The organism is Microbacterium sp. zg.Y1084, from assembly GCF_024623595.1.
In the GTDB taxonomy this organism is placed as follows: domain Bacteria; phylum Actinomycetota; class Actinomycetes; order Actinomycetales; family Microbacteriaceae; genus Microbacterium; species Microbacterium wangruii.
This window is the reverse complement of record NZ_JANJGV010000004.1, coordinates 93,286-109,421: the sequence shown is the minus strand read 5'-3', so window position 1 is coordinate 109,421 and position 16,136 is coordinate 93,286. Positions and strand designations below refer to the sequence as shown.

Annotated in this window: 12 protein-coding genes; 9 read left to right on the top strand and 3 right to left on the bottom strand. The window is 72.3% G+C overall.

Annotated features, from left to right (window positions below; genetic code table 11):
- Positions 1–215: 215 nt before the first annotated feature.
- Together NQ165_RS08625 and NQ165_RS08620 are read right to left on the bottom strand one after the other, a co-directional pair.
- Positions 216–1,571, bottom strand: a complete 1,356-nt coding sequence (locus tag NQ165_RS08625; protein WP_257532623.1) for a lactonase family protein — start codon at positions 1,569–1,571, stop codon at positions 216–218.
- Positions 1,571–2,857 (bottom strand): adenylosuccinate synthase, encoded by a 1,287-nt coding sequence (locus NQ165_RS08620; RefSeq protein WP_257532621.1) that lies wholly within the window; start codon positions 2,855–2,857, stop codon positions 1,571–1,573. The genes NQ165_RS08625 and NQ165_RS08620 overlap by 1 nt, the downstream gene beginning before the upstream one ends.
- Positions 2,858–3,045: 188 nt before the next feature.
- Here NQ165_RS08620 and NQ165_RS08615 point away from each other — a divergent pair, with 188 nt between their 5' ends.
- The 8 genes from NQ165_RS08615 (at position 3,046) to NQ165_RS08580 (ending at position 12,969) form a co-directional block, all read left to right on the top strand.
- Complete coding sequence (locus NQ165_RS08615; protein WP_257532619.1) at positions 3,046–4,032, top strand: methionine ABC transporter ATP-binding protein; 987 nt, start codon at positions 3,046–3,048, stop codon at positions 4,030–4,032.
- Positions 4,029–4,745 carry a methionine ABC transporter permease gene (locus NQ165_RS08610; protein ID WP_257532617.1) on the top strand — a complete coding sequence of 239 codons (717 nt, stop codon included), beginning with the start codon at positions 4,029–4,031 and terminating at the stop codon, positions 4,743–4,745. Before NQ165_RS08615 ends, NQ165_RS08610 begins: the two co-directional genes overlap by 4 nt.
- A 22-nt stretch (positions 4,746–4,767) precedes the next feature.
- On the top strand, positions 4,768–5,595 hold the full coding sequence (locus tag NQ165_RS08605; RefSeq protein WP_257532615.1) for a MetQ/NlpA family ABC transporter substrate-binding protein: 828 nt from the start codon (positions 4,768–4,770) through the stop codon (positions 5,593–5,595).
- A gap of 94 nt (positions 5,596–5,689) precedes the next feature.
- Positions 5,690–6,361 (top strand): peptidylprolyl isomerase, encoded by a 672-nt coding sequence (locus tag NQ165_RS08600; protein ID WP_257532613.1) that lies wholly within the window; start codon positions 5,690–5,692, stop codon positions 6,359–6,361.
- A gap of 45 nt (positions 6,362–6,406) precedes the next feature.
- A complete protein-coding gene (gene argG, locus NQ165_RS08595; protein WP_257532611.1) occupies positions 6,407–7,840 on the top strand; it encodes an argininosuccinate synthase in 1,434 nt (477 codons plus the stop codon).
- A 133-nt stretch (positions 7,841–7,973) separates the two neighbouring features.
- Positions 7,974–10,652, top strand: a complete 2,679-nt coding sequence (locus NQ165_RS08590) for a penicillin acylase family protein (protein WP_257532609.1) — start codon at positions 7,974–7,976, stop codon at positions 10,650–10,652.
- 131 nt (positions 10,653–10,783) lie between these two features.
- Entirely contained in the window at positions 10,784–11,485 is a 702-nt protein-coding gene (locus NQ165_RS14545) for an SRPBCC family protein (RefSeq protein WP_306816616.1), read from the top strand.
- Complete coding sequence (locus NQ165_RS08580) at positions 11,482–12,969, top strand: NAD(P)/FAD-dependent oxidoreductase (RefSeq protein WP_257532607.1); 1,488 nt, start codon at positions 11,482–11,484, stop codon at positions 12,967–12,969. The genes NQ165_RS14545 and NQ165_RS08580 overlap by 4 nt, the downstream gene beginning before the upstream one ends.
- Before the next feature lie 29 nt (positions 12,970–12,998).
- Here NQ165_RS08580 and NQ165_RS08575 read toward each other — a convergent pair whose 3' ends face one another.
- Positions 12,999–14,678, bottom strand: coding sequence for a glycosyltransferase family A protein (locus NQ165_RS08575; protein WP_257532605.1), 1,680 nt, complete (start codon positions 14,676–14,678; stop codon positions 12,999–13,001).
- A gap of 237 nt (positions 14,679–14,915) precedes the next feature.
- On the opposite strand from NQ165_RS08575, the gene NQ165_RS08570 reads away from it, so the two are divergent.
- Positions 14,916–16,109: an alpha/beta hydrolase gene (locus NQ165_RS08570; protein WP_257532603.1), complete on the top strand. Its 1,194-nt coding sequence runs from the start codon at positions 14,916–14,918 to the stop codon at positions 16,107–16,109.
- Positions 16,110–16,136: the final 27 nt, after the last annotated feature.

Below are 16,136 nucleotides of genomic sequence, written 5' to 3'. Positions count from 1 at the left end.
CCATCTGCGGCGCGCCGCAGTGCACCGAGAGCGACCCTCGCCAGACCCGCGCCGGCGCGGGTCCACCCGACATGTGTGGGCGGGAACTCACATGAGAAATCGAGCGATGCTCGACCTTTCGGGCGCAGCGAGCACCGGCGCCGCGCGCGGGCGGCGGGCGGCGGGCGGCGGGCGCGGGCGGCGGGCGCGGGGGGCGGGCGGAGAGTGATCGAGCGTCAGCGCAGGGGCACGAGACAGGTCGGCGTCGGCACCGCCGTGCGCACCCGCGCCCGGCCGGGCACCCCCGTGCGCACATCGAGCGTCAGCCCGGCGACCTCGCCCGACGCCTGCCCGGCCACGAGCAGCGTGTCGAGCACGATGGTGTGATGGCGGGGACCGGCAACGCCGGCATCCGCGAGGGCGACCGGCACGAGCTCCGACCCGTCGCCGCGCACGCGCAGCACGGCGAGGGTGTCACTCCCACGGACGCCCGCGTACACGAACTGCCCATCCCGCGAGAGGCAGACCTCGGCCGCGGTATCCGAGGCCAGGGTTGCCGGCGACAACGGCCCGCCCGACACAAGACGCCACGCACCCGAGGCGTCGGGGGCGAGCACGAACACCTCTCGCGACAGCTCGGTGACGACATAGAGGTGACCGCTCGGATGCCAGACCATGTGGCGCGGCCCACTGCCCCGAGGCAGCACCACGTCGGGCAGCGCCCGCGACCCGCCACCCTCGGTCGCACGCCAGAACCGCACGAGGTCGAGCCCCATGTCGGTCGCAGCCAGCACTCCCCGCGGAAGGAACAGCGCCTGATGCGCGCGCGACGTGCGGGCAGCCTCTCCGCCCGGCTCGCCCTCGCGCTCCGGCGAGCGGTCGGCATCGGTGAGCGCTCCGCGAGCACCTGCGACGTCGCCGAGACCATGCGCGCCGAGCGCCGAGTCGTCGGGCATCGCATAATCGGGCACGAGATGCGAGAACTCCGCCCCGGCGACCTCGCGCAGCGCGCGCGCCGCAGCGGCCAGATCCCGCTGCTCGTCCTCGTCCGCGGCATCCGCCGACGCACCCGGCACACCGTGCACACCGGGCACACCCGGCACGAGTGTCGCCGACGTCCCCCGCGGCACCCCGAGCGCCATGCCCATTCCGCCGTCGGCATACGGATCCCGCGCGGCGGCCGCTGCCGCGATGGCCCCGCCACCTTCCGGGCGGCCGTCGGCGTCGAGTCGCACGCGCACGACCCGTCCATCACCCCAGCAGCTGGCGATGAGCGAGGACCCGTCGGGCGCGACCGCCACATGACACGGCGCCTCGCCGACTGCGAGGGGAGCCCCGTGCCGCACGAGCCCCGTGGCGCCCGAGCGACGGAACGCCTGCACGGTGCCCGCCCCCTCCATCGCCGCATAGACGACGGGAAATGCGGGATGCCACGTGAGCCACGACGGCGACCCGGCGGCATCCACCGCCTCGCCCTCGAACGCGAGCGGGCCCCCGGCCGAGGCGGAATCCGCCTCACCGGCGCGCAGCACGCCGACACCGCGGGCCTCGCCCCGCATGTCGGCCGTGTACCCGCCGACGAGGAACCGCATCAGTCGACGAGGTCGTGGCGCACGATCACCGCGTCGCGGGCGGGCCCCACGCCGATGACCGAGATGCGCGTGCCGCTCATGGCCTCGAGCGCGAGCACGTAGTCCTGCGCGGCCTGCGGCAGATCCTCGAAGGTGCGGGCGGTCGAGATGTCCTCGCTCCAGCCCGGCATGTACTCGAGCACCGGCTTGGCGTGGTGGAAGTCCGACTGGTTCACCGGCACCTCGTCGAACCGGCGCCCGTCGACGTCGTACGCGACGCAGACCGGGATGCGGTCGAGTCCGGTGAGGATGTCGAGCTTCGTCAGCACCAGGTCGGTGATGCCGTTGATGCGGGTGGCGTACCGGGTGATGGGAGCGTCGTACCAGCCGACGCGGCGCGGGCGGCCGGTCGTGGTGCCGAACTCGAAGCCGCGCGAGCGCAGCCACTCGCCCTGCTCGTCGAACAGCTCGGTGGGGAACGGACCCGACCCCACGCGCGTCGTGTAGGCCTTCACGATCCCGACGATGCGGTCCAGACGGTTCGGGCCGACGCCGGAGCCGGTGGCGGCACCGCCGGCCGTCGCCGACGACGACGTCACGAACGGGTAGGTGCCGTGGTCGACGTCGAGCATGGTGGCCTGGCCGCCCTCGAAGACGACGACGTCGCCCGCGTCGAGCGCGTTGTTCAGCAGCAGACCGGTGTCGCTCACCATGGGGCGCAGCCGCTCGGCATACGACAGCAGGTCGTCGACGATCTCGTCGACCGTGATCGCGCGGCGGTTGAACACCTTCACCAGCAGATGGTTCTTCTGGTCGAGGGCGCCCTCCACCTTCTGCCGCAGGATGTTCTCGTCGAACAGGTCCTGCGCGCGGATGCCGACACGGTTGATCTTGTCGGCGTATGCCGGCCCGATGCCGCGGCCGGTGGTGCCGATCTGGCGCTTGCCGAGGAAGCGCTCGGTGACCTTGTCGAGGGTGCGGTGGTACTGGGTGATGATGTGCGCGTTGGCGCTCACCCGCAGCCGGGACGTGTCGAGCCCGCGGGCCTGCAGCGCTTCGAGCTCGGCGAACAGCACCTCGAGGTCCACGACGACGCCGTTGCCGATGACCGCGTTGACGCCCGGTGACAGGATGCCGCTGGGCAGCAGGTGCAGGGCGTACTTCTCGTCGCCGATGACGACGGTGTGGCCGGCGTTGTTGCCGCCGTTGAACTTGACGACCCAGTCGGTGCGCTCCCCGAGGAGGTCAGTGGCCTTGCCCTTGCCCTCGTCTCCCCATTGGACGCCGACGATCACGATGCCTGGCATGGCTGCTCCCCCGTTAGTGGACGGTGAGAACCCATCCTATCGACCCCCACCGCCGCGCCCCCGGCCGGCAGCGGACCGACACGGGGCGTAACGCGATTTTCGGCCCGCCGCCGCGCCCGATTGGATCGAATCCGGCCCCTTCGCCGCCGCCCGGCGATGCGGGCCTCGGACAAGGCCGGAGACAGCGCATGATCACCCTCGAACACGTCACGAAGCGCTTCGGCGACCTCGTCGCGGTCGACGACGTATCGCTGCGGATCCCCAGCGGCGAGGTCTTCGGGATCGTCGGGCAGAGCGGCGCCGGCAAGAGCACCCTCGCCCGCATCGTCAACCTGCTCGAGCGCCCGGATGCCGGGACCGTGGCCGTCGACGGAACCGAGCTGACCGCGCTGCGCGATGCCGACCTGCGGGCCGCCCGTCGGCGGATCGGCATGGTCTTCCAGCGCTTCAACCTGCTCGGCAGCCGCAGCGTGCGCGGCAACGTCGAACTCGCCCTCGAACTCGACGGCACCCCGCGCGCCCAGCGGCGCGCCCGCGCCCAGGAGATGCTCGACCTCGTCGGCCTCGGCCACCGCGGCGACGCCTCGGTGCACGAGCTCTCCGGCGGACAGCAGCAGCGCGTCGGCATCGCCCGCGCCCTCGCCGCCAACCCGTCGGTGCTGCTGTCCGACGAAGCCACCAGCGCCCTCGACCCCGAGACCACCGCGTCGATCCTCGACCTGTACCGCAAGATCAACGCGGAGCTCGGTCTCACGGTGCTGCTGATCACCCACGAGATGGACGTCGTGAAGGCGGTGTGCCACTCGGCCGCCCTCATCGAGGCCGGCCGCGTCGTCGAAAGCGGGCGGCTGGTGGACCTCATCCGCACCCCCGCATCGCGACTGACCGCCCAGCTGTTCCCCCTCGGCCCGATCCCCCCGACCGTGGCGCCGGATGCCACTGTCATCGACATCACCTTCGCCGGCGGCACCGCCGACCGCCCCGTGATCGCGCGCCTGGCCCGCGATCACGACGTGGACGTGTCGATCCTCGGCGCGCTGATCGAGCAGATCGGCGGCACCCAGGCCGGCCGCACGCGCTTGGAGATCCCCGCCACCGCCGCGGCGGCCGTCATCGCCGACCTGCGCGGGCAGGAACTGCTCGTCGACGTGCTTCAGGAAGGCGTGCTCGTATGAACGATCAGCTGCTGCAGGTCCTGTGGGTCGCCACGGGTCAGACGCTGTACATGGTCGGGGTCGCGCTGGCGGTCACGGTGATCGTCGGCCTGCCGCTGGGTGTGGTCCTCGTCGGCACCGAGGAAGGACGATTCCTCGACCGCCTGTTCGGCTCGCGCACCGCCGCTGTCGTGGTCAACCGGCTGCTGGACTTCGTGGTGAACCTCGGCCGCTCGGTACCGTTCATCATCCTGATGGTGGCGCTCATCCCGGTCACGCGCCTCATCGTGGGAACGTTCATCGGCCCGACCGCTGCCATCGTCCCGCTGTCGATGGTGGCGATCCCGTTCTTCGCCCGCATGGTCGAGATCGCGATCAAGGAGGTCGATCCCGGCCTGCTCGAGGTCGCCTCGTCGCTGGGCGCGAGCCGCTGGGAGCTGGTGACGAAGGTGCTGCTGCCCGAGGCCGCAGCCCCGATGCTGCTCGGCCTGTCGACGACCGTCACCTCGATCATCAACTTCTCCGCCATGGTCGGCACGGTCGCCGGCGGCGGGCTCGGCGACGTCGCGATCCGCTACGGCTACCAGCAGTACAGCTGGATCCACATCGTCGCCGTCATCGTCATCATCTTCGCCATCGTCATGGCGCTGCAGTCGCTGGCCAGCTGGGGCGCCCGCCGCCTCGCCCGCCGCAGTCCGTCCCGTCCGCGCCGCCCCCGCGTCGCCGCCGTCTGAACGCCCGAGAGGAACCACCCCCATGTCCCGCACCCCCCGCATCCCGCTGCTGGCAGCCGTCGCCGCCGCAGCCCTCGTTCTCACCGCCTGCGCCGGCGGCACGTCCGCCGACAGCGACACCGCGGCATCCGACGGTCTCGGCACGATCAAGGTCGGCGCCCTGCAGACCCCGGCCGGCGACATCCTGCAGCACATCGCCGAGAACGGCGCCGCCGAGGTGGGACTGACGATCGAGTTCGTGCCGTTCACCGACTACAACACGCCCAACACGGCGCTGGCCGACGGCTCGATCGACGCGAACCTCTTCCAGAACTCCACGTTCCTCGAGACCTTCAATGAGGCCACCGGCTCCGATCTCGTCAGCGTCGGGCAGGCCTACCTGCCCAGTGCCGCCTTCTACTCCGACAAGGTCGACAGCCTCGACGAGCTCGAGGACGGCGCGACCATCGCCATCCCGAACGACCCCACCAATGAGGGGCGTGCGCTGAAGCTCCTCGCCGACGAAGGGCTCATCGAGGTCACCGACGACGTCGTCGACCTCAGCGGCATCACCGCCAACCCGCGAGACTTCCGCTTCACCGAGATCGAGAACGCCACGCTGCCGCAGGCACTGCCCGACGTGGATGCCGCGTTCGTCACCATCTCGTTCGCCCTGCCGGCCGGCCTCACCGGCGACCAGGCGATCCTGCTCGAGGGCGAGTCGAGCCCGTACTACAACGTGCTGGCGACCCGCCCCGACCTCGTCGACGACCCCCGCATCGAGGCGCTCTACGAGCTGCTCACGTCGCAGGAGACCGCCGACTTCGAGGTCGAGCAGTGGGGCGGCCTGGTCGTCCCCGTCGTGGGCTGACACCCGCCTCCTCCGCACGCCCGACGGCCCCGCTCACCCCTGAGCGGGGCCGTCGGCGTGGAGCGGGCGGCGGCCCCGCCGTACGCTGAGACCCATGCGCTCCCGTCTGCTCGCCCTGCCGCTGCTCGCCGCCTCCCTGCTCGTGCTCGCCGGGTGCGCGGGCGCCGACGACACCGACGCCATCGCAGAACCCACCCCCACGGCGGGCGCCGACGCGGCCACGTGCGTCTACACCGAGGCCGCCGGCGCCGTGCGCGACGTCGAAGCCCCGCCGGCGGAACCGACCGTCGCGGGCGACGTGTCCGCCACCCTCGAGACCTCCGCGGGGCCCATCGCCGTCACCCTCGACGCGGACCGCACCCCGTGCACCGTGGGCAGCTTCGTCGCGCTGGCCGAGCAGGGCTACTACGACGACTCCACCTGCCACCGCCTCACGACCTCCGGCATCTTCGTGCTGCAGTGCGGTGACCCCAGCGGCACCGGCCGCGGCGGCCCCGGCTACAGCTACGCCGACGAGCTCGACGGCACCGAGACCTATCCCGCCGGCACCGTCGCCATGGCCAACGCCGGACCCGACACCAACGGCTCGCAGTTCTTCCTCGTCTACGAGGACACCCAGCTGCCGCCGAACTACACGGTGTTCGGACAGATGGATGCCGCGGGCCTGGAGGTCGTCCAGCAGATCGCCGCCGGCGGCGCCGAGGGCGGGGCTCCCGACGGACCGCCGGCCACCCCGGTGACCATCACCGACGTCGTCATCGGCTGACGCCCCGGCTCAGGCGGCATCGCCGCGCTCGGTAGACTGGACTCCATGTCGAAGGTCCTTCAGTCCCTGCCCGTCGGCGAACGCGTCGGCATCGCCTTCTCCGGAGGACTCGACACGTCCGTCGCCGTCGCCTGGATGCGTGACAAGGGCGCCGTGCCCTGCACCTACACCGGAGACCTCGGCCAGCCCGACGAGACCGACATCGAGGCCATCCCCGGCCGCGCCCTCGAGTACGGCGCCGAGGTCGCCCGCCTGGTCGACTGCAAGACGGCGCTGGTCGAAGAGGGCCTCGTCGCCCTGGCCTGCGGCGCCTTCCACATCCGCAGCGGCGGGCGCACCTACTTCAACACCACGCCGCTGGGCCGTGCCGTCACCGGCACGCTGCTGGTGCGCGCCATGAAGGAGGACGGCGTCGACATCTGGGGCGACGGCTCCACCTACAAGGGCAACGACATCGAGCGGTTCTACCGCTACGGCCTGCTCGCCAACCCGAGCCTGCGCATCTACAAGCCCTGGCTCGACGCCGACTTCGTCACGGAGCTGGGCGGCCGCACCGAGATGAGCGAATGGCTCGTCGCCCACGGCTTCCCCTACCGCGACTCCGCCGAGAAGGCGTACTCGACGGATGCCAACATCTGGGGCGCCACCCACGAGGCCAAGACGCTGGAGCACCTCAACGTGTCGCTCGAGACCGTCGAGCCCATCATGGGCGTGCGCTTCTGGGACCCCGCAGTGCAGATCGACACCGAGGACGTCACCGTCACCTTCGAGGCCGGTCGTCCCGTCGCGCTCAACGGCGTCGAGTACGCCGACCCGGTGGAGCTGGTGTTCGAGGCCAACCGCATCGGCGGCCGCCACGGCCTGGGCATGAGCGACCAGATCGAGAACCGCATCATCGAGGCGAAGTCGCGCGGCATCTACGAAGCCCCCGGCATGGCCCTGCTGTTCACCGCCTACGAGCGCCTCGTGAACGCCATCCTCAACGAGGACACCCTCGCCACCTACCACGAGCAGGGCCGGCGCCTCGGCCGGCTGATGTACGAGGGCCGCTGGCTCGAGCCGCAGTCGCTGATGCTGCGCGAGTCGATCCAGCGCTGGGTCGGATCGGCCGTGACCGGCTCGGTCACGCTGCGGCTGCGCCGCGGCGAGGACTACACGGTGCTCGACACCACCGGCCCGACGCTGTCGTACCACCCCGAGAAGCTGTCGATGGAGCGCGTCGGCGACTCCGCCTTCGGGCCCACCGATCGCATCGGGCAGCTCACGATGCGCAACCTCGACATCGCCGACTCCCGCTCGCGCCTCGAGCAGTACGCCGGCCTGGGCCTCATCGGCGGGGCGACGGGCGAGCTCGTCGGCACGCTGGAGAAGGGCGGGGCTCAGGAGATCACCGCCGACGGCGCCGCAGACGACCGCCGCGATCTCGACGCGGTCGACGAGGCCTCCGAGTCGGCGTCGTTCGACTTCGGCGCCGACTGATCCGCCGCTGACCGGGCGGGAGCAAGCCGCACCGGCATCCCGACCCCCGGCATGCGCCGACGTGTCCCGCTGCGCGGGATAGCATGCTGACACCCGTGCGCGATGGTGAGCACGGTGGGACTGAGGATGCTCGATGGCGACACGCGATACCACCACGGCCGCAGCGGAGGACCCGCACGCACCCGACGCGACCGGGGATGAGGGTCGGAAGCCGCGCCGCCGGGTCGGACGCATCATCGGAATGACGGTCTACGGCCTCGTGTCCGCGGTCGTCGTCGTCGCCCTCATCGTCGCCGCCACCGTGGTCTTCACGATCCAGCGCTCGTTCCCGCAGCTGTCGGGCACCGTCGAGGTGACCGGTCTCGGCGGCGAGGTCGAGGTGCTGCGCGACGAGCTCGGCATCCCCACGATCGTCGCCGAGACCCCCGAGGACCTGTTCTTCGCGCAGGGGTACGTGCACGCCCAGGACCGCTTCTGGGAGATGGACTTCCGCCGGCACCTGACGGCGGGACGCTTGGCCGAGCTGTTCGGCGAGAGCCAGCTGCCCACCGACCTGTTCCTGCGCACCCTCGGCTGGCACGAGCTGGCCGCGCAGGAGGAGCAGGCGCTCGACGACGAGACCCGCGCCGGGTACGACGCCTACGCCGCCGGCGTCAACGCCTTCCTCGATGACAACGACGGCGCCGACGCATCGTTCGAGTACGCCGTGCTGGGACTGCAGAACCCCGACTACTCGATCGAACCGTGGACGGCGGTGGACTCGATCGCGTGGCTCAAGGCGATGGCGTGGGACCTGCGGAGCAACGTCGAGGTCGAGGCGGACCGCGCGCTGATGGCGCGGGACCACTCCCCCGAGGAGGTTGCGCAGCTGTTCCCCGAGTACCCGTTCGAGCGCAACCCGGTGATCGTCCCGCTGATCACCGCCGACGCCCCGGCAGCGGCAGAACCGGATGCCGCGGGAGCCGGAAGCACCACGACGGCGAGCGCGCAGCAGCCCACCGACCGCGAGCCCGCATCATCGGCGGCCGCGTCGATCGACTGGGTCGAGGTCGAGAGCGTGGTCGAAGCCGCCTCTGCGCTGCTCGGCGGCGCGGGCGAGGGCGTCGGCTCCAACTCCTGGGTCGTCTCCGGCGCCCTGACCGAGACCGGGATGCCGCTTCTGGCCAACGATCCGCACCTGGGCGCGTCGCTGCCGAGCGTCTGGCACCAGAGCCACCTGCGCTGTCGCACGGTGTCGGAGGCGTGCCCCTACGACGTCACCGGGTTCGGCTTCTCGGGCGTGCCGGGCATCATCATCGGCCACAACCGCGACATCGCGTGGGGGTTCACGAACCTCACCAGCGACGTCACCGATCTGTACGTCGAGCGCGTCGAGGGCGACGAGTACTGGCGCGACGGCGCACTCGTCCCACTGGAGACGCGCACCGAGATGGTCGAGGTGGCCGGCGGCGACCCGGTGGAGCTGGAGATCCGCTCCACCGTGCACGGGCCGATCGTGTCGGGGCTGTCGGGCGAGTTCACCGAGATCGCCGAGGACCCCGCCATCACGGGCGATGCCGCCCCGACGCCCGCCGGCGGCGAGTACGCGGTGAGTCTGCAGTGGACGGCGCTGCAGCCCGGGGCGACCGCAGCATCCATCTTCGCGCTGGACCGCGCCACCGATTTCACCGACTTCCGCGCCGCGGCGAAGCTGTTCGATGTGCCGGCCCAGAACCTCGTCTACGCCGACCGCGAGGGCAACATCGGCTACCAGACGCCGGGCCGTCAGCCCGTGCGCGGGACCGGCGACGGGTCGCTGCCTCAGCCGGGCTGGGACTCCGCCTACGACTGGCAGGGCATGATCCCGTTCGACGAGCTCCCGGTGGTCTACAACCCCGAGGAGGGCTACATCGTCACGGCCAACAACGCCGTGGTCGGCGAGGGCTATCCGTACCTGCTCACCAACGACTGGGACTACGGCTGGCGCGCCGCCCGCATCGTCGACCTCATCGAGAGCGCCGCGGCGGCGGGCCCGCTGACCGTCGACGACATGCGCGACATCCAGGCCGACAGGCAGTTCTGGATGGGCAAGCGCCTCGCCGGTGTCTATGCGGACATCACCACCGGCGATGCGCAGACGGATGCCGCCCTCGCCCTGCTGTCGGACTGGGACGCGCAGAACAGCGCCGACTCGGCCGCCGCGGCGTATGCCAACGTGCTGTGGGACGAGCTCGTCGCCAACATGTTCGTGCGCGAGCGCGACACGGCCATTCCGGCAGGCAGCCAGGCGCGCATGTTCCTCGTGGTCGACACGCTGCTGGACGAGCCGTCCGACCCCTGGTGGACCAACACCGGGCTCGACGTCGACGGTCAGCGCGAGATGCTGGAGCGCTCCGCCGCGGACGCCGCCGCCCGACTCACCGAACTGCAGGGCGAGGACCCGACGCGGTGGCAGTGGGGGACGCTGCACGCCCTCACCCTCACCAGCGACACGTTCGGCTCGTCGGGCATCGCGCCCATCGAGTGGCTGTTCAACCGTGGGCCGTACCCGGTGGGCGGCGGCACGTCGGTCGTGGATGCGAGCGGGTGGGTGCTCGGCAGCGGCTCGTTCGAGACGGTGACCGTGCCGTCGATGCGCATGGTGATCGACCTCGCCGACCTCGACGGCTCCCGGTGGAACCACCTGACCGGCACCAGCGGCCACGCCTTCCACCCGAACTACACCGACCAGACCGAGACCTGGCAGCGCGCCGAGATGACGCCGTGGGCGTTCAGCGACGAGGCGGTGCGGGAGGCGGCGACGCACACGCTGCGTCTCGTCCCCGCGGGCTGAGGCGCAGCGGAGGGCATCGCGCCCGCGCAACGGCGCGGCGGAGCAGGTGCACGCGCGGCGCGCAACCCCCGGGCACCGGCCGCGGCCGCCGCCTACGATCGGGGCATCGAGACCGACGAAGGGATCCCCGCATGACCTCCGGAATCGCACGAGTGATGCGCAGCACGCCCGACGACGTGTTCGCGACGCTCTCGGACGGCTGGCTGTATCCGGTGTGGGTGGTGGGAGCCGCGCGCATGCGCGCGGTGGCGCCCGAATGGCCGCGGCAGGGCTCGAAGATCCACCACTCGTTCGGCGCCTGGCCCGTGCTGATCGACGACGAGACCGAGGTCGTGGAGTGGTCGCCGCCGCAGCGCGTGCGTCTGCGGGCGAAGGGCGGGCCGATCGGCCGCGCCGTCGTCGCGATCGAAGTGCGTGAGCACCCCCAGGGCTGCGTGGTGCGCATCGGCGAGGAGCCCGTCGCCGGCCCGACGCTCGCGGTGCCGCGGGCGCTGTGGGCACCGCTGATGCGCCTGCGCAACCGCGAGACCCTGCGGCGATTGGCGTTCCTCGCGGAGGGCCGTCGACGCGAGCGCGAAGAGGGTGCGCCGACTCTGCGACCCGATGTCCCGGCATCCTCCGAAGCCACCCCCGGGCGGGAGGCCCGGGAGGACACGGCCTCCGCCGATGAGGCCGAGCGCGGGGCGCACGACCCCGCGTCCGTGGATGTCCCCTCGGGCGACGCCGCCGGCGCGGCTGCCGGCGATGAGCGCGCGGATGACACCGGGCAGGATGCCGCCGGCGACCAGGCCGATGCCGACCGCTCCGCGGCGCGCACGGACAGTTCCGGATGAGCATGCTCGATGCCGTCGTGGTCGGCTCCGGACCCAACGGCCTCGCGGCGGCCGTCACCTTGGCCAGGGCCGGACTGGCGGTGCGGGTCTACGAGCGCGCGGCGCAGGCCGGCGGCGGTTCGCGCACGCAGGAGCTGACCCTGCCCGGATTCCGGCACGACGGCTGCTCCGCGGTGCACCCCCTCGCCCTCGCTTCGCCCTTCTTCCGCGCGTTCGGGCTGGCGCAGCGCATCGAGCTGCTCACCCCCGAGGTGTCCTTCGCCCACCCGTTGCCGGGCCGCGCCGGCATCGCCTACCGCGACCTCGAACGCACGGCGGCGGAGCTCGGCCGCGACGGTGCGGCCTACCGGCGGCTGATCGGCCCCCTCGCGGCCCGCTCGCTGGAGGTCGCCCAGTTCACCGGATCGAACCTCATCGGGGTGCCGCGGCATCCGCTCACCGCCGTGCTCTTCGGACTTCGGGCGCTGGCACAGGGGTCACCGGCGTGGAATGCCGGCTTCGCCGACGAGGTGGCCCCGGCGATGATCACCGGAGTCTCCGCCCACGCCATCGTGCGGCAGCCGTCGGTGGTCGGAGCCGGTGCCGGCTTGGCGCTGCAGGCGCATGCGCACGCGGGCGGGTGGCCGATCCCCCGAGGCGGAAGCCAGACGATCATCGACGCCCTCATCGCCGACCTCGTCGCCCACGGCGGCGAAGTGGTCACCGACCACGAGGTCACGTCGCTGCAGGAGCTGCCCCGGGCACGGGCGACGCTGCTCGACGTCACGCCGCGGGCGCTGCTGCACCTGGCGCAGGGGTCCCTCCCCTCCCGCTACCGGCGGGCGCTGCGGTCGTTCCGGTACGGCAACGCCGCCGCGAAGGTGGACTTCGCGCTGTCGGGCCCCGTGCCCTGGGCGGATCCTCGCGTGGGCCTGGCGGGCACGGTGCACCTGGGCGGGACGCGGGCGGACATCGCCAGGGCCGAGAACGACGTCGCGCAGGGGCGCCATGCCGCCGAACCGTACGTGCTGGTCTCGCAGCCCTCCGTGCTGGATGACACGCGTGCCCCGGCGGGCGCGCAGACGCTGTGGACGTACACGCACGTGCCCGCGGGCTCGACGGTGGACCAGCGGGAGGCGATCATCCGCACCATCGAGCGGTCGGCACCCGGCTTCCGCGACCTCATCCTCGACAGCCGCAGCGTGACGGCGGCGCAGCTGCCGGAGGAGAACCCGAACTACATCGACGGCGACATCAGCGCCGGCGCCGCGACGCTGCCACAGCTGCTGCGTCGCCCGGTGCTGTCGACGGACCCGTGGCGCACCCCGATGCCGGGGGTGTACCTCTGCGGTGCGTCGACGGTGCCCGGCCCCGGAGTGCACGGCCTCTCCGGCTGGTACGCCGCCCGCTCGGCACTGCGCCACACCTTCCGTCTCCCCGACGCCCCATCCCTGGCCCCGAGCCGGGATGCGCGACGCCGAGGGAGCGACCTCGACGCCGAGTGAGGGTGCGCGACGTCGCCGCAGGCCGCGTCTCAGCGCCGGATCGGCAGCCGCCGGACCACCCGGCGCGCGAGCGACCGCGCGCGGCGCACCGCGCGGGCCGCGAGATCGCGGACGCGCCCCACCGACCGACCGTCGCGGATCAGTTCCACCGTTCCGTCCGGCCCCTCCGTCAGCCGCCAGAGCGACCCGGCGAGGAAGGGCGGGCGGCGAAGCGCGGCGAGCACTCCGGGCTCGGCGCGCAGCGGCGTACGGAACGACCACCCCGCGTGCCGCACGTCGGCGACGAGCGACCCGCCGCGGGTGCGATCGCGCCGCGTGAAGATGCTGATGGGATCGATCGTGACTCGCGCCCGGCCCGCCGTCAGCCGGCCGGTGCCCGGGATGGCGTACTCCTGACCCTCGGCCTCGTCGCGCAGCACCAGGTCGACACGGTCGCGCTTGAGGTCACGCGCGGCATCCCGCGTCTCGACCGGGAGGAAATCGGCGCCGAGGCCGGCCGGCGGATGCCACACCGCACCGCGCGGCGTCGCAGCCACCGCGTCCGACCCCTGGGCGCCCGACATCGTCGCCTCTGCCCCGCCCGCGGCGACGGCGTCCCGCGCGGTCGCCGGCCCGAACACCGGCGCCTCCCCCGGTCCGGCATCGAAGCGCACGCGCACGTCGAGCCGCAGCGCACCGCGCGGCGTCCATTTGGCCGCGGTGATCTCCGCCCGGCATCCGATGCCCGCCTCGAACTCGGCGAAGCGCAGCAGGTCTTCGCGCCGGTCTTCGCGCAGCAGCGCGGAACGCACCCGCAGCGGGAAGGCCAGCCCGGCGTCCACGCCGGGGCCGAAGCGCGCGCGGCTGATGGGCGTCACCACGTCGAGGAATTCCTCGCGGTACTCGGGCGGATAGCGCACGAACCGCCGGCCTTCGAGCCGGTTCAGGATCTTGCCGCGATACCAGTGGCGCAGCAGGGTGTCCCGCTGCCGGCCGGGTTCGGTGTTCGCCTCGACGAGATCGAGCACCGTCTCCAGGTGGGGGAAGTATGTCACCGGGTCGATGCGCGATGCGCTGGCGCTCTCATCGTTCTTCACCCACGCGTAGCAGGGGCGGCTCGCCAGGACGGAGATGGTGGCGGCGGCGAAGTACGCCTGCATGACGAAGAGGTGATCCTCCAGCCGCACGCGCCCTTCGGGAAAGCGGATGCCGTGCGCGCGCAGGAACGACGTGCGGAACATCTTGTGAGGCGTGAGCACCTCGAGGATGGGATCCTTGCCCAGCACCGCGCGCGGGATGTCATCGCGGAAGATCTGCCGTGGCATCCGCCGGCCGATCCCCACTTCCTTGCCGATGATGACATCCGAGTCGTAGCGGTCGGCGTAATCGCAGAGATCCTCGAGCGCCCCGTCGAACAGCCAGTCGTCCTGGTCGACGAACTGCACGTACGTTCCCCGTGCGGCATCCACGCCGGCGTTGCGCGGCGCACCCGGCCATCCGCTGTGCGGCAGGGTGAGCACGCGCACGTGCGGGCGGGTGCGGGCGACCTCCGCCAGTCGCGCCTGCGTCGGCTGGCCCGACCCGTCGTCGCACAGCAGCACTTCGAACTCGTGCGGCTGCAGCGTCTGACGATCCAGCGAGGCGATGAGATCGTCGAAGCCGGCACCGGGACGGAAGACCGGGACGACCACGCTCACGCGCACCGGCGCGGCGGGAGACGCGGCGGTCACGCCGTGCACCCGCGGCGCGAACCCGCGGCGAAGGGGCCGGCGCGCCGGACGGACGTGGCGCGGGATGCGGAACGGATCGATCGCCTGCTCATGCTTCCACCCAACTACGGCGGAGCAACCGGGATGAAGGGGTTGCGCGCGGGGCGCCGGGCATGCTCGGGTCTACATGCCGCACGCGTTGGGCTGCTGACCGGCGCCGCCGCTCAAGAGAATCCAACCCCGTTTCGAGGAGATCGCATGCCACTGGACCCGTACTTCGCGGAGCGGCTGCGCACGCATCGTCGGTACCTCATCAAGAGCACCCTGAAGTCCTACCGGGCGCGGTGGAACCGGTGGTGGGCGGAGATCCGCGAGGCCGTGCTGCCGCGCGCGTCGTCCGGGCACCGGCGCCCCGCACCGGATGCCGTGACTGCGGTGCCCGGGGCGACCGCTGCCGCCGGCGGTGGTCCGCTCGCCGACGGCGGCGTGACCGCCCACCCGCGGGCGGCCGCGCGCGAGGCGGCATCCGCGCAACCGGGTGTCTCCCACCCCCGCAGCGCGCGCGAGCGGCATCGCCGGGCCGCGCTGGCCTGGGACCGCAAGGAGCTCCAGGCGATCGGCACGCCCGGTCCCGACCTGCGCACCGCGGAGCACATCGTGCCGGTGCGGGGGTTCCCCTCGGTCAAGGTGCGCCTGTACTACCCCGACGTCGCGGAGGGACAGGCTCTGCCGGTGTGGCTGACCTTCTTCGGTGGCGCCTTCCGCATCGGGGGCATCGACTATCCGACGACGGATGCCGCCAACCGCCGGCGCGCCGCGGATGCCGGGGTCGTCATGGCCGCCGTCGACTACGCGCTCGCGCCGGAACACCGCTTCCCCACACAGGTCGAGCAGGCCCACGCGGCCCTGCTGTGGCTGCACGAGAACGCGGCGTCCCTCGGTGTGGACGGACGGCGCATGGGCGTGGCGGGCACGTCGGCGGGCGGGTCGATCGCTGCGGCACTGACGATCGCCAACCGCGACCGCACGCACCTGCCGATCGGGCTGCAGCTTCTCGAGGTTCCCGTCACCGATCTGACCGGCCGGTACGTGGATCTGGGTGCGACGCGCGCGCTCGGCATCCCCAGCATCGTGGCGACACGGGAGATGCGCTCCATCGCCAGGACGTATCTCGGCGAGCACGGCGATGCCCGCGACCCGCTCGCATCGCCGATGCGCGCGCCCTCGCATGAAGGGCTGCCGGACGCGGTGATCCTGACGGCGCAGTACGACCCGCTGCGCAGCGACGGCGCCGCGTACGGCGCGAAGCTGCGCGCAGCCGGAGTGCCGGCCAGCGTGGTGCAGTACCTGGGCGTCACCCATGACACCCCGATGTTCACCGGGGTCCTCCCGGCGGCGCGACGCTGGCATCGGGATGTCGTGGGCACGTTGAGGCAGCTGCACGCGCTGTGACCGGCCCCCGCCGGACGCGCGCGAGGG